Source organism: Streptomyces sp. NBC_00237, assembly GCF_026342435.1.
In the GTDB taxonomy this organism is placed as follows: Bacteria; Actinomycetota; Actinomycetes; order Streptomycetales; family Streptomycetaceae; genus Streptomyces.
In genome coordinates this window covers 1,241,222-1,254,492 of sequence record NZ_JAPEMT010000001.1, presented here as the reverse complement: position 1 = coordinate 1,254,492, position 13,271 = coordinate 1,241,222, and the positions used below count along the sequence as shown (strand labels likewise).

The 13,271-nt window shown below is 70.9% G+C and carries 11 protein-coding genes; 2 read left to right on the top strand and 9 right to left on the bottom strand.

The window, feature by feature from the left end; all coding sequences use genetic code 11:
* Positions 1-175: 175 nt before the first annotated feature.
* The 6 genes from OG897_RS05390 to OG897_RS05365 form a co-directional block, all read right to left on the bottom strand.
* Entirely contained in the window at positions 176-1,801 is a 1,626-nt protein-coding gene (locus OG897_RS05390; RefSeq protein WP_266653327.1) for a beta-N-acetylhexosaminidase, read from the bottom strand.
* Positions 1,802-1,833: 32 nt separating this feature from the next.
* Positions 1,834-2,694 (bottom strand): carbohydrate ABC transporter permease, encoded by an 861-nt coding sequence (locus tag OG897_RS05385; RefSeq protein WP_266653325.1) that lies wholly within the window; start codon positions 2,692-2,694, stop codon positions 1,834-1,836.
* Positions 2,691-3,647 carry a carbohydrate ABC transporter permease gene (locus OG897_RS05380; protein WP_266656585.1) on the bottom strand — a complete coding sequence of 319 codons (957 nt, stop codon included), beginning with the start codon at positions 3,645-3,647 and terminating at the stop codon, positions 2,691-2,693. The genes OG897_RS05385 and OG897_RS05380 overlap by 4 nt, the downstream gene beginning before the upstream one ends.
* Positions 3,648-3,673: 26 nt before the next feature.
* Positions 3,674-4,987, bottom strand: a complete 1,314-nt coding sequence (locus tag OG897_RS05375; protein WP_266653323.1) for an extracellular solute-binding protein — start codon at positions 4,985-4,987, stop codon at positions 3,674-3,676.
* Positions 4,988-5,223: 236 nt separating this feature from the next.
* Entirely contained in the window at positions 5,224-5,523 is a 300-nt protein-coding gene (locus OG897_RS05370; RefSeq protein WP_189823955.1) for a DUF3039 domain-containing protein, read from the bottom strand.
* Positions 5,524-5,635: 112 nt separating this feature from the next.
* Complete coding sequence (locus OG897_RS05365; protein ID WP_266653321.1) at positions 5,636-6,220, bottom strand: YqgE/AlgH family protein; 585 nt, start codon at positions 6,218-6,220, stop codon at positions 5,636-5,638.
* A gap of 265 nt (positions 6,221-6,485) precedes the next feature.
* Between OG897_RS05365 and murA the strand changes: the two genes are divergently transcribed.
* On the top strand, positions 6,486-7,826 hold the full coding sequence (murA, locus tag OG897_RS05360; protein WP_266653320.1) for a UDP-N-acetylglucosamine 1-carboxyvinyltransferase: 1,341 nt from the start codon (positions 6,486-6,488) through the stop codon (positions 7,824-7,826).
* 123 nt (positions 7,827-7,949) lie between these two features.
* On the opposite strand, the gene OG897_RS05355 is transcribed toward murA, so the two are convergent.
* The gene (locus OG897_RS05355; RefSeq protein ID WP_266653318.1) at positions 7,950-9,662 is read right to left on the bottom strand and encodes a hypothetical protein; all 1,713 of its coding nucleotides are present in this window, start codon (positions 9,660-9,662) and stop codon (positions 7,950-7,952) included.
* Between the two features lie 603 nt (positions 9,663-10,265).
* Between OG897_RS05355 and OG897_RS05350 the strand changes: the two genes are divergently transcribed.
* Complete coding sequence (locus OG897_RS05350) at positions 10,266-10,907, top strand: HAD family phosphatase (protein WP_266653316.1); 642 nt, start codon at positions 10,266-10,268, stop codon at positions 10,905-10,907.
* A 137-nt stretch (positions 10,908-11,044) separates the two neighbouring features.
* On the opposite strand, the gene OG897_RS05345 is transcribed toward OG897_RS05350, so the two are convergent.
* Together OG897_RS05345 and OG897_RS05340 are read right to left on the bottom strand one after the other, a co-directional pair.
* Entirely contained in the window at positions 11,045-11,326 is a 282-nt protein-coding gene (locus OG897_RS05345) for an HU family DNA-binding protein (protein ID WP_003954777.1), read from the bottom strand.
* A 362-nt stretch (positions 11,327-11,688) separates the two neighbouring features.
* Positions 11,689-13,122 carry an NAD-dependent malic enzyme gene (locus tag OG897_RS05340; RefSeq protein ID WP_266653306.1) on the bottom strand — a complete coding sequence of 478 codons (1,434 nt, stop codon included), beginning with the start codon at positions 13,120-13,122 and terminating at the stop codon, positions 11,689-11,691.
* Positions 13,123-13,271 lie beyond the last annotated feature (149 nt).

Genomic DNA, 13,271 nt, shown 5'->3' with positions numbered 1-13,271 from the left:
CTTTGGCCCGGTTTGAGTCCTGTTGATGCGGCTGGACCGAAGTTGACTGAAACGAAGACGACTGAACCGAAGACGAACAGGACCGAGGACTGCTGGACGACGAAGCGGCCCCGGGACAGTTCCAGGGGAACGGTCCCAGGGCCGGGCGCGTGGCGCGCGCATCTCCCCGCTCGGCTCACACGTTTGGGGGCGACCCCTCGATCGGGCGTCCGATCACTCCCGGTCGCCGCTGCTGGGGCCTGGGCCCGGCGGGCGGACGGTAGTCGACGCCGAGGGCGTCGAGCCGGGCGTAGTGCGTGGCCATCCGGGACGTGAAGGCGGCGAAGTCCCGTTCGGCGGGGGCGGGGAGGGGCGACCAGGCGACCTCGGCGAAGGCGGCGAGGCGGGGGAAGACCTGGTAGTCGACGCGGTCGCGGTTCTCCATCACCTCGGTCCACACGTTGGCCTGGGTGCCCAGGACATGCCGGGCCTCCTCCGCCGAGAGCTCCGACGGCACGGGCTCGAAGCGGTAGACGTCCTCCAGGGTGCGGACGTAGCCGATGGGCACCGGCTCGTCGGGGCCGCCGTGCTGACGGTGGTCCAGGTACACCTGCTGCTCGGGGCACATCACCACGTCGTGGCCCGACTTGGCGGCGGCGATGCCGCCCGCGTACCCCCGCCAGGAGGACACCGCGGCGCCCGGGGCGAGGCCGCCCTCCAGGATCTCGTCCCAGCCGATCAGGCGCCGGCCGCGCTCGGAGAGCCAGGTGTCGAAGTGCCGGACGAACCAGGACTGGAGCTCGTCCTCGTCGGCCAGACCGAGTTCCTTGATCCGGGCCTGGGCGGCCGGGGACTGCTTCCACTGGTCCTTGGGCGCCTCGTCGCCGCCGATGTGCACGAACTGCGACGGGAAGAGGGCGAGGACCTCCTCGAAGACCTCCTCGTAGAAGCGCAGGACGTGATCGGTCGGGGCGAGGATGTTGGGGTTGACGCCCCAGGTGTCCCAGACGTCCAGGGAGGCGGTGTCGACGACGTCGGTGTTGCCGAGTTCCGGGTAGGCGGCGATGGCCGCCTGGGAGTGGCCCGGGATGTCGATCTCGGGGACGACGGTGATGTGCCGGGCGTGGGCGTACGCGACGATCTCGCGGATGTCGTCCTGGGTGTAGAAGCCGCCGTGCGGGGTGTCGTTCCACAACTCAGACGCCCGGTGGCCCCACTTGGTGCGCGGACGCCACGAGCCGACCTCGGTGAGCCGGGGGTGGCGCTTGATCTCGACGCGCCAGCCCTGGTCGTCGGTGAGGTGGAAGTGGAAGACGTTCAGCTTGTGCGCGGCGAGCAGGTCGAGGTAGCGCAGGACGTCGCTCTTCGGCATGAAGTGCCGGGCCACGTCCAGCATCATGCCGCGCCAGCCGAAGCGCGGCGCGTCCTCGACGCGCTGGTACGGAAGCACCGCCGCCGCCTCCCCCAGCGGGGCGCTGCGGAACGCCCGGGGCCCCAGGAGCTGCCGGAGCGTCTGGGCGCCCCAGAACACACCGGCCGGACTGCCGCCGGTGAGCTGCACGGCGGCGTCGGGCCCGATGTCCAGCCGGTACGCCTCCGTCTCCAACGACTCGTCCAGCCGCAGCCGTACGGTCGCCTCCTCGGCCCGCGCCGCCGGGTCCAGCGGCAGGCCGAACGCCGCGCCCAGCACCCCGCGCAGCCAGCGGGCGGTGGGCTCGGTGCCGGGTGCGGCGTGCACGGTGGCCGTCGCGTCCAGCCGTACCGAACCTTCCTGGTGCTGGCGCACCGCCGCCGGGGCCGGTATCAGGTCTGCCACGTCCATCACTCCCATCAGTCCCGTACGGGACAAAAGGTTCAGTCCTTGACCGCTCCGCCCAGTCCCGAGACCAGGCGTCGTTGCACGAGTACGAAGAACACGAGCACGGGAAGGGTCATCACGGTCGACGCTGCCATGATCCCTCCCCAGTCGTTCTCGTCGGGCTTGAAGAAGACCAGCAGCGCCATCGGCAGCGTCGACTGCGACACGTCGCTGATCAGGAAGGTCTTCGCGAAGAGGAAGTCGTTCCAGGTCGAGATGAAGGAGAAGACGCTCGTCGCGACGAGCCCCGGGAAGACCAGCGGGAAGAGGATCTGCCACAGGAAGCGGGAGCGCGAAGCCCCGTCGAGGTACGCGGCCTCCTCCAGCGCCTCCGGGACCGCCTTCACGAAGCCGCGCAGCATCCACACCGCGAAGGGCAGCGAGAAGGCGAGGTGCGGCAGGATCAGCGAGCCGAGGGTGTTGAGCTGCCCGAAGTCCCGCATCAGGAAGAAGAGGGGGATGGTCAGCGCTTCGACCGGCACCATCTGCGCCACCAGGAACATGATCAGCAGAGTGGTGCGGAACCGGAAGCGGAACCGGGTCACCGCCGTCGCCGCCAGGAACGCGATCAGCGCCGAGAGCACCACCACGGAGCCCGCCACCAGCAGGCTGTTGAGGAAGTACCGCCCGAAGTCCTCCTGCGCGAAGACCCGCCGGAAGGAGTCCAGCGACGGCGACAGCGTCCAGGGCTTCGCCTCCGTCGACTGCACCTCCCCCGCCGGCTTGAAGGCCGACAGCACCATCCAGTACAGCGGGAACGCCACCACGACGGCGATCAGCAGCGCCGACGCCTCCGCCGCGAGCCGCCACGGCCGCCGCACCCGGAAACGACGCCCCACCGCATCAACCGCGCTCACAGCTCTTCCCCCTGACGCCTCATCAACCGCAAGTACACGAGCGTCACCGCCAGCAGGATCAGCAGCATCACCACCCCGATCGCCGAGCCGAGGCTGTACTGCGAGGAGGCGAACGCCTTCTGGTAGGCGTACACGTTCAGCACGAGGTTCTGTCCCGCGATGCCGCCGCCGCCCGTCATCACGTAGATCTGCGTGAAGACCTTGAAGTCCCAGATGATCGACTGGATCGTCACGACCACCAGGATCGGCCGCAGCATCGGCGCCATGACGGACCGCCAGATCTTCCACTGCGACGCCCCGTCCAGCGCCGCCGCCTCCAGCACCTCGCCCGGGATCGCCCGGATCCCCGCGTACACGGTGACCATCACGAACGGGAAGGAACACCAGACCACTTCGAGGAGTACGAGCGCGAAGGCGCTGTAGCGGCCGTACGTCCAGGAGAAGTCGCCGAGGCCGAACAGCCGGTTGACCGGCCCGTAGTCCGGGTCGAAGAGGAACACCCAGACGGTGGACCCGGTGATCGCCGGTGTCGCCCACGCGCCGAGCGCCGCCAGCATCAGCGCGAGCCGGGGCAGCGCCCGCACCCGCGTCAGCAGGACCGCCAGCGCGCAGCCGACCGCCAGCGTCGTGACGACGCAGGCGGCGGCGAAGACCACCGTCGCGCCCAGCACCTGCCAGAACTGCCCGTCGCTGAAGAGCGTCGCGTAGTTGCCGAGGCCCTGGAAAGTGGTGGGTTCGCCTCCGCTGACCTGGGCCTGGGTGTATTCGAGGAACGAAATCAGGCCAAGTTGATAGATCGGATAGAGCAGGAGCCCCGCGAGGACGACGAGGGCGGGGGCGAGGTAGAGCCACGGCGTCCACCCGGCACGCCCGCGCGGCGAGGGGGTACGACGCGACGCACCGCGCGGCGTCCCTCCCCCGCGTCCCGCCGGAGCGGACCCGCCCTTCTCCACGAGAGGTGCGGTCACAGGTGCGGAGCTCACTTGGCGGCCGCTCCGAACGCCTCGTCCATCTTCTTCGCCGCCTCGTCGGACGCCTTCACGACGTCGCTCTTGCCGCTGACGATCTGCTGGAACATCGTCGGCAGGACGAGCGACGCGTCGATCTGCCCCCAACCGGGCGACGCGGGAACGAACTTGGTGCCCGCGTCGAGCGTCTTCACGAACGGCGCCACATAGGGCTTCCGCTGCGCCGCCGCCGCCCGCACATCGCTGAAGGTCGGCAGGAAGCCCATCGCGTCGAACAGCTCGCCCTGCGTCTTCTTCGAGGTCAGCGACTTCATCAGGTCGACGGCGAGGGTCCGGCGCGAAGTCGACTTCAGTACGCCGATGTTGTTGCCGCCCGCGAACGCCGGTGCGACGGAGCCCTTCTCGGTGCCCGGCAGCGGCACGACCGCGTACTTGCCCTGCACCGCGCCCGCCTCGACGGCCGCGTGGCTGAAGTCGCCGCCGATCGCCATGGCCGCCTTGCCGGAGGCGAAGGCCGTCACGGTGTCGTTGCCGCCCATCTTGGCGCACTTGGCGGCGGGGCAGTTGTCGTCGCCGAAGAGCGAGGTGTACGCGCTGATGCCCTTGCGGGACGCCTCGGTGTTGATGGCGGACTTGTACGAGGAGCCGCTGCCGGTGGCGAGTTCGCCGCCGTTCGCCCACACGAAGGGCAGCGCGCCGTAGGTGTACGCGCCGCCCACCGCGAGCCCGTACATGTCCGGCTTCGCCTTGTGCAGCGCCTTCGCGGCGGCTATCAACTCGGCCTGGGTCGTGGGCACTTCGACCTTGGCCTCCTTCAGTACGTCCGTACGGTAGTAGAGCGCGCGCACACCGACGAAGAGCGGCGCCCCGTAGACCTTGCCGTCGACGGTGACGGACTGCCTGGCGGTCGGGTCGGTGTCCCTGGCCTCGTTCCACGCACCGAACTCGGCGCTCACGTCGGCGAGTCCGCCGTCGCGGACGTATCCGGCGGTGTCGGTGTTGCCGTACTCGATCACGTCGGGGGCGCTCTTCGGGTCGTTGAAGGCCGCCTTGATGCGCTGGGCGCGGGTGTCGACGGGGATGTACTCCACCTCGACCTTCGCGCCGGAGTGCGCCTTCTCGAAGGCGGCAACGGCGGCGTCGACGACCTTCTTCTTGGGGTCGTTGGCGACTTCCTGGAACAGCCAGACCCGGAGCGTGCCGCTCTTCTCGTCGCTCTTGGCGCCGCCTCCGCCGGAGGTCTGCGGGGCGCAGGCGCCCGCCGCCAGCACACCGGTCAGGACAAGTGCCGCCGCGGGCAGGGAAGTTCGGACGATGCGCTTCATGTACGGAAACCCCTGTCGAGTAAGTGTCGTTGCATTCTCTGCAACGCACGTTTCGTACTGCACAACACAACAGGCAGGAGAGTAGGCGGCACCCCGGGCGTGGACAACCCCCGAACCGTTCCCGAACCGCCCCAGGACGCAAAACAGCCCCCTCGCGGCACGCGTCAACGCACCGCGAGGGGGCTGCCCTCAACGATCAGAACTCAGGAAGACTCAGGAAGGCTCAGGAAGGGGGACTACTTCTTGTCGCCCTTGCCGTCCTTACCGCCCTTGCCACCCTTGTCGCCAAGGGATTCGAAGATCTCCTTGCACATCGGGCAGACCGGGTACTTCTTCGGGTCGCGCCCCGGGACCCACACCTTGCCGCAGAGCGCCACGACGGGAGTGCCCTCCAGGGCGCTCGCCATGATCTTGTCCTTCTGGACGTAGTGCGCAAAACGCTCGTGGTCCCCGTCGCCGCGCGACGTCTGCGGAACCGGCTCGACCAGTGTCCCCGTACCTGCCCCGCGCTCGGGCTCGGGCTCAAGAGTGCTCATGGCACACAAGGGTACCCAGGGTGGCGAGATCACTTCAGCCCGCACGACGGCCGCCGCCCACGAGACCGGTTCAGCCCGCACGACGGCCCCGCCCCGGCCACCGCCCGGGAGATCAGTTCAGCGAAGGATCGTCCGGATACGTCGCGATCATCGCCAGCCCGCTCCGCTGCCGCCTCAGCACCTCCCGCCACAGCCCCTCCGGCCGAGGCGAGGACACGTCACCGGGCTCCGACTCGACCACGTACCAGGCCCCCTCGTTCAGCTCGTCCTCCAGCTGCCCGGGACCCCACCCCGCGTACCCCGCGAAGATCCGCAGCGAGCCCAGCGCCGCCGCCAGCAGCTCCGGCGGCGCGTCCAGGTCGACCAGACCGATCGCCCCGTGCACCCTGCGCCACCCCATGGGGCCGACCCCCACCCGCTCCCCCACCGGGTCCGCCCCCGGCACGACCGCCACCCCCAGCGCCGAGTCCTGCGAGACCGGGCCGCCCCGGAAGACCACCCCGGGCGCACCCGCAAGCCCGGCCCACGGCGCGAGGATCTGATCGACCCCCACCGCCGTCGGCCGGTTCAGTACGACACCGAGCGACCCGGCCTCGTCGTGGTCGATGACCAGCACCACGGCACGGTCGAAGTTCGGGTCCGCGAGTGCCGGGGTCGCCACCAGCAGCCGCCCTGTGAGCGAGGACACCTCCGTCATGGGCGACATGATCCCGCAGAATCGCCCTCCGCGGACAGCCCGTGACAGCCCGAACAGGCCCGCAGCTCAGGGCGCACGGCAGCAGCGGGAGCGCGCACCGCCCACCACATCCGGACCGTAACCCTCCGCTGATGTCCACAAAGCAGAGCGTGTTGTGGCGAATTCATGACGTACGTCCACCCCGTTCGCACACGCTGAACGAGGGCATCAGCCCATTACCCTTTCCTCTTGGCCCCCTGTCCGACGATTCCGGAACGCGAGATACATGACCGGCACAGACGATGTACTGCTTGTCCACGGCGGCACCCCGCTGGAGGGCGAGATCCGCGTCCGCGGCGCCAAGAACCTCGTCCCCAAGGCGATGGTCGCGGCCCTCCTCGGCAGCGGCCCGAGCAGACTGCGCAATGTGCCCGACATCCGCGACGTACGCGTCGTACGCGGGCTCCTCCAACTCCACGGCGTGACGGTCCGCCCCGGCGAGGAGCCGGGCGAACTCGTCCTGGACCCCTCGCACGTCGAGTCCGCGAACGTCGCCGACATCGACGCGCACGCGGGCTCCTCGCGCATCCCGATCCTCTTCTGCGGCCCGCTGCTGCACCGTCTGGGCCACGCGTTCATCCCGGGTCTGGGCGGCTGCGACATCGGCGGACGGCCCATCGACTTCCACTTCGAGGTGCTGCGCAAGTTCGGCGCGACCATCGAGAAGCGGGCGGACGGCCAGTACCTGGAGGCCCCGCAGCGGCTGCGCGGCTGCAAGATCCGCCTCCCGTACCCCTCCGTCGGCTCGACCGAGCAGGTCCTGCTCACCGCCGTCCTCGCCGAGGGCGTCACCGAGCTCTCGAACGCGGCCGTCGAACCCGAGATCGAAGACCTGATCTGCGTCCTGCAGAAAATGGGCGCGATCATCTCGATGGACACCGACCGCACCATCCGCGTCACCGGCGTCGACAAGCTCGACGGCTACACGCACCGCGCGCTCCCGGACCGCCTGGAAGCGGCTTCCTGGGCCTCGGCCGCGCTCGCCACCGAGGGCAACATCTACGTGCGCGGCGCCCAGCAGCGCTCGATGATGACCTTCCTGAACACCTACCGCAAGGTCGGCGGCGCGTTCGAGATCGACGACGAGGGCATCCGCTTCTGGCACCCCGGCGGCGCCCTGAAGTCCATCGCCCTCGAAACGGACGTCCACCCCGGCTTCCAGACCGACTGGCAGCAGCCCCTGGTCGTCGCCCTCACCCAGGCCACGGGCCTGTCCATCGTCCACGAGACGGTCTACGAGTCCCGCCTCGGCTTCACCTCCGCGCTCAACCAGATGGGCGCGCAGATCCAGCTCTACCGCGAGTGCCTCGGCGGCTCCGACTGCCGCTTCGGCCAGCGCAACTTCCTGCACTCGGCGGTCGTCTCGGGCCCGACCAAGCTCCAGGGCGCGGACCTGGTCATCCCCGACCTGCGCGGCGGCTTCTCGTACCTGATCGCGGCCCTCGCCGCCCAGGGCACGAGCCGCGTGCACGGCATCGACCTGATCAACCGAGGCTACGAGAACTTCATGGACAAGCTCGAAAAGCTCGGCGCGAAGGTCGAACTGCCGGGCGGCGCACTCGTCTGAGCCGGACTGCCGGGCGGCGCGCTCGTCTGGACAGACCGTCCCGTACGCCCCCGGGGGCGGCCACCGTACGAAACGGCGGCCGCCCCCGAGGCGTACCAGAACCCCGTCTCAGGCCCCCTCGCCTCAGTACCCCGTCCGCGTCCCCGGTGGGATCGGCGGAATCGGCAGGTCGAGACCGAACCGGTTCACCCGGTACGTGCAGTGCGTGTACCGGTACCCCGGCCTGACCGTGCCCTCGATCGAGCCCTGGCCGGCCTGCGCCGAGGCACCCTCGGGCTTCGACACGAAGTAGTACGTCCCCGCGGGCAGCGACAGCCGGTGCTCGGGGTACGACTTCCGGCCGTCCTTGCAGGCGTCGCTCTTGGCCAGGGACTCGCTGCGGTACGTCGTGCAGTCCCCGCACCCCGGCATCCGGAAGCTCCCGGTCACCGGACCGGTGTAGAGGATCACCGTGGGCCCCGGCGCGTCGTTGCTGATCACGTACGGCATCCGGGCCCCGCCGGGCTCCTGCGTCGCGGGCAGCCGCGCACCGGCCGCCGGGCGCGCCATGGCGACCTCGGCGGCGATGGCGATGGTGCGGGCCCGTCCGGCGTTCCCGCTGTTCTTGTACGTGTCGGCGAAACCGGTCAGCGTCTCGCGCGCCTTGCCGAAGTCCTTGTCCCCGTACTGGTCCAGGCCGCACGACCAGGTGCCCGCCTCCACCGCCCCGTCGGCGTCGCCGCGCAGCGCGCCCGAGGCGCTGCCGGGCAGCCCGGTCGCGGTCGCGCCGATCCGCTTGAGCTCCTCGGTCACCGGGCAGGGGTCGCTGCCGTCCAGCGCCTTCCTGCGGTCCGTGATCCTGGCCCGTACCCCCGCCTCCACCTTCGCGGCCTGCGCGGAGTCGGGGAAGGTCTTCATGAGCTCGTTCAGCTGGGTCCCGGTGGAGGTCCCCAGGCCCCCCATCCCGCACTCGTACAGGGAGGTGGCGAGCCGCCCGTCCGGCCATCCGGCCAGCTTCCCGAGCACCTTCGCGTCGATCTTCCCCGGCACGGTGCGCAGGTACTTCAGCGGTTCGAGCGCCACACAGTGCTCACCCTGGCCGTACGGTGCGCCGACCGCCCCGTAGTACGCGTCCAGCCGGTCGGGCACCGCCTTCGCCGCCCTGGAGTCCGGGTGGTCCTCGACGAGCCGGGCGTACTCGGCGAGGGCCGCACGGTAATCCTGCTGCCCCGCCCCGAAGCTGACCGCCTTCGCCTTCGCCACCCGCGCGTCCGCCGAGGCGAGCCGCGCCAGCAGCATCTCCTGCACGGCCTCGTCCTGCGCGCCCCGGTAGAACACCGTTCCTGACACGGGCAGGGCGAGCAGTACGACGCCGAGCGCCAGGGCCACGTACGGCCTCACCGGAAGCGGCCCGCGCGCCCTGAGCCCCCTGCGCGCCCCGTCCAGCGCCGCCAGCACCAGCAGGGCGAGGTACCCGAGCACGGCCCACCCGGACACCCCGTCCACGTCGGCGGGCAGCGCGTACACCACGAACCCCACCGTGGCGGCCGCACAGACACCGGCGAGCAGCCACTGCCGCAGCAGTACGTAACCGAGCCCGAGCCCCGACAGGTTCAGCAGCCCCGCCCCGAAGGCCCGGCCCGCGTCCGGCGGCGGCCCGACGTCCGGCGGCCTGCTCGGCGGGGGCGGTGGAGCCCCCGGCGTCCCGAACCCGCCCGGCAGGGGCGGAGTCCCGGACGGCGAAGACGGTGGCGGCGGGGGCGGGGGCGGCGGCGGCCCGAACCCGGGAGGCGCGGCAGGCGGCGGCCCGAAGCCGGAGGAGCCCGACTCCCCGGACGGCCCCGAAGGCCCCGGCATCCCCGCCCCGGAAGAACCCTGCTCCCTCACAGGCCCCGACTGCACCACAGGTCCCGGCCGCACCACAGGTCCCGGCTCGCCCACAGGCCCCGGTTGCACCACCGTCGGCTGCGCGGGCGGCTGCTCCCGGCCCTTCCGGGGCCTCGCGTCCTCGACCGCGTCCCTCGGCACCCGGGGGTCCCGCCCGTCCTCCCCCGAAGCCGCCGCGTCCCTCGGCTGATCCGCTGCCCCCATGCCGCCCCCCGGCGCTAGCACGTCGCTGCGCCGGTCCACCCAGGCCGGCCTCGCGAAGCGGGCCCTCGCGGGGCCCGGTCCGGTCCACGATCCAGTGCCCCAGGGGCTCCGTCAACGCCCCCGGCCCCACGGGACGGCACCAACCCGCGCCGCCCCTCCCGCAGGCCGCCCCAGGGCCCCCGGCACACCCTCCCGCCCCACCCGCACCCTCCTCCGGCAGACCCCTTGCCCCGTACACCCACCAAGTGTTCACGTGGCCCCGGCACACTGCGCACCGCAGCACCCCGGGCAACCGTCCGAGCAACCATCCGATCAGCCACCCGATCAGCCACCCGAGCAACCACCGATCAGCCACCGGAAAGGCCGCCCATGCCCGCGCACCCCCCGCTCCCCCGCCCCGCCGCCCTCCTGTGCGACATGGACGGCACCCTCGTCGACACCGAGCACCCGTGGCTGGAGGTCGTCGCCGCCCTGCTGGAGGAGCACGGCGTCGAGCCCGCTCCCGAGGTGCTGGCCCCCTTCGCCGGGGCCGCCATCGACACGGCGGCGGCCCTCCTCGCCGGCCGGCACGGCATCCCCGGCACGGCGGAGCGACTGGACGGTGAGTTCACGGAGCTGGTGGCCGCCGGGGTGAGCGTCCAGCCGGGCGCGCTGCGCCTGCTGGACCGGGCCGCGGAACTGGGCGTACCGGTGGCCCTGGTCACCGCGTCCGAGCGCAAGGTGGCGGACCTGGTGCTGAAGGGCCTCGGCGCCGAGCGGTTCGCCGCCTCGGTCACGCAGGGTGAGACGGAGCGCGGGAAGCCGCACCCGGACCCGTACCTGGCGGCCGCGAGGGCGCTCGGCGCGGACCCGGCGGACTGCCTGGCGGTGGAGGACACCCCGACGGGCGCGGCGGCGGCCCTGGCTGCGGGCTGCGCGCTCCTGGCGGTCCCGTCGGTGCCGGGCATCGGGCCGGGCCCCAGAACGTACCTGTACGCCTCTCTGGAGGACGTACGCATCGCGGACGCGTAGGAAGATCACGGACGCGCACAAGCCCGGGAGGGAGCCCCGGACACACCACAGGGGGCGCCCGTCCGTCGTATTCCGGACGGCCGCCCCCTGAAGGTTCAGCCATGGTGCCGGGGCGGTGGTGCGTGCCCCTGGCGGTACTACTTGCCCTTGGCGGCTTCCTTGAGCTTGGAGCCCGCGGAGACCTTCACGCTGTAACCGGCCGGGATCTGGATCGGGTCGCCGGTCTGCGGGTTACGAGCGGTACGAGCGGCACGGTGGGTGCGCTCGAAGGTCAGGAAGCCGGGGATGGTGACCTTCTCGTCGCCCTTGGCGACGATCTCGCCGACGGTCTCGGCGAGCGCGGCCAGCACGGCGTCGGCGTCCTTGCGGGTCACCTCGGCGCGGTCGGCCAGGGCGGCCACCAGCTCACTGCGGTTCATGTTGTTACTCCCGTGTTCTTCTTGCCTGTGAGGCGTGCCACGCGGCGGAGCCGCATGTTGGGGCACAGCGAAGCCGATGCTGCCAGGGCTCTAGGACAGTCCCCGGACCGGGTCTGGTGTTCAGACCCTCGCGCCCGGTTACGCATCCTGCCCCCACCAGCGGCGGGAAAGCCAATCCGGCACCCGGCAGGGTCACCCGAAGGTCACCTGGAGAGCGTCACTGCCTCGTGTCGTGACGCTCCGTCGACTTCACTGTTGCGGACTGCTTACGGGCCGCGGTCCCCGGGGCCGGGTTCCGCAGGCTCATTGCCCGCCACCCTAGATGTGCCCCGGATACGCTGCGACCCGCGACGCGCCGCGCGTCAGGCGGACGTGGGACCCGTCACAGTCGCCCCGGCGGCCTTCGCAGCAGTCCGCACAGCACCCGCCACCGCGCCCGCGACCTTGTCGTTGAAGACGGACGGAATGATGTAGTTCGGGTTCAGCTCGTCCTCGGAGACGACGTTCGCGAGGGCGGTCGCGGCGGCCAGCATCATCTCCGTGTTGACGGTCCTGGACTGCGCGTCCAGGAGGCCGCGGAAGACGCCGGGGAAGACCAGGACGTTGTTGATCTGGTTCGGGAAGTCGGAGCGGCCGGTGGCCACAACTGCCGCTGTCTGACGGGCGATTGCGGGCTCGACCTCGGGGTCGGGGTTGGCCAGCGCGAAGACGATGGAGCCCTCCGCCATGGCCGCCACGTCGTCCCCGTTCAGGACGTTCGGGGCCGAGACGCCGATGAAGACGTCGGCGCCGACGACGGCCTCCTTGAGGGTGCCGGTCACCCCTTCGGGGTTGGTGTTGTCGGCGATCCAGCGCAGCGGCGATTCGGGGTCGGCGGAGACCAGGTCCTCGCGGCCCGCGTGCACCACGCCGTGGATGTCGGCGACGACGGCGTGCTTGACGCCCGCCGCGATGAGGAGCTTGAGGATGGCCGTACCGGCGGCTCCGGCGCCCGACATGACGACGCGGACGTCACCGATCGACTTGCCGACGACACGCAGCGCGTTCGTCAGTGAGGCGAGGACCACAATCGCGGTGCCGTGCTGGTCGTCGTGGAAGACCGGAATGTCCAGGGCCTCGCGCAGCCGGGCCTCGATCTCGAAGCAGCGCGGCGCGGAGATGTCCTCCAGGTTGATGCCCGCGAAGCCGGGGGCGATCGCCTTGACGATGGAGACGATCTCGTCGGTGTCCTGGGTGTCCAGGCAGATCGGCCAGGCGTCGATGTCGGCGAAGCGCTTGAAGAGCGCCGCCTTGCCCTCCATGACCGGCATGGCGGCCATCGGGCCGATGTTGCCGAGGCCCAGCACCGCGGAGCCGTCGGTGACGACGGCGACGGTGTTGCGCTTGATGGTGAGGCGGCGTGCGTCCTCGGGGTTCTCGGCGATGGCCATGCAGACGCGGGCGACGCCCGGCGTGTAGATCATCGAGAGGTCGTCACGGTTGCGGATGGGGTGCTTGGACGCCATCTCGATCTTGCCGCCGAGGTGCATCAGGAACGTACGGTCGGAGACCTTCCCGAGCACGACCCCTTCGACGCCGCGCAGCTTCTCGACGATCTCGTCGGCGTGCGCGGTCGAGGTGGCGGCGATCGTGACGTCGATCCGCAGCTTCTCGTGACCGGACGCGGTGACGTCGAGGCCGGTCACGGAGCCGCCGGAGGCTTCGACGGCCGAGGTGAGCTGGCTGACCGAGGTCCCGCTCGCGGGGACCTCCAGTCGGACCGTCATCGAGTACGAGACGCTGGGCGCCGTTGCCATGGCCGACTTCCTCTGCTTTCCCTAGCTTCATTGCTACGCCGCTCCGGTCCGAAACCGGACAGCGCAGTCCGATCGTCGCACCTACCGGCGGGTAGCAGGTAATGGGTGCTTCGTTTTCGGAAACAGTTTTCCACCATACGAGAACCTGG

What these genes read in the sequence shown, in the direction of transcription:
- OG897_RS05390 (WP_266653327.1), bottom strand. Translation starts at nt 1,801, where the DNA reads ATGGACGTGGCAGACCTGATACCGGCCCCGGCGGCGGTGCGCCAGCAC.
- OG897_RS05375 (WP_266653323.1), bottom strand. Translation starts at nt 4,987, where the DNA reads ATGAAGCGCATCGTCCGAACTTCCCTGCCCGCGGCGGCACTTGTCCTG.
- OG897_RS05370 (WP_189823955.1), bottom strand. Translation starts at nt 5,523, where the DNA reads ATGAGCACTCTTGAGCCCGAGCCCGAGCGCGGGGCAGGTACGGGGACA.
- OG897_RS05365 (WP_266653321.1), bottom strand. Translation starts at nt 6,220, where the DNA reads ATGACGGAGGTGTCCTCGCTCACAGGGCGGCTGCTGGTGGCGACCCCG.
- murA (WP_266653320.1), top strand. Translation starts at nt 6,486, where the DNA reads ATGACCGGCACAGACGATGTACTGCTTGTCCACGGCGGCACCCCGCTG.
- OG897_RS05355 (WP_266653318.1), bottom strand. Translation starts at nt 9,662, where the DNA reads ATGCCGGGGCCTTCGGGGCCGTCCGGGGAGTCGGGCTCCTCCGGCTTC.
- OG897_RS05350 (WP_266653316.1), top strand. Translation starts at nt 10,266, where the DNA reads ATGCCCGCGCACCCCCCGCTCCCCCGCCCCGCCGCCCTCCTGTGCGAC.
- OG897_RS05345 (WP_003954777.1), bottom strand. Translation starts at nt 11,326, where the DNA reads ATGAACCGCAGTGAGCTGGTGGCCGCCCTGGCCGACCGCGCCGAGGTG.
- OG897_RS05340 (WP_266653306.1), bottom strand. Translation starts at nt 13,122, where the DNA reads ATGGCAACGGCGCCCAGCGTCTCGTACTCGATGACGGTCCGACTGGAG.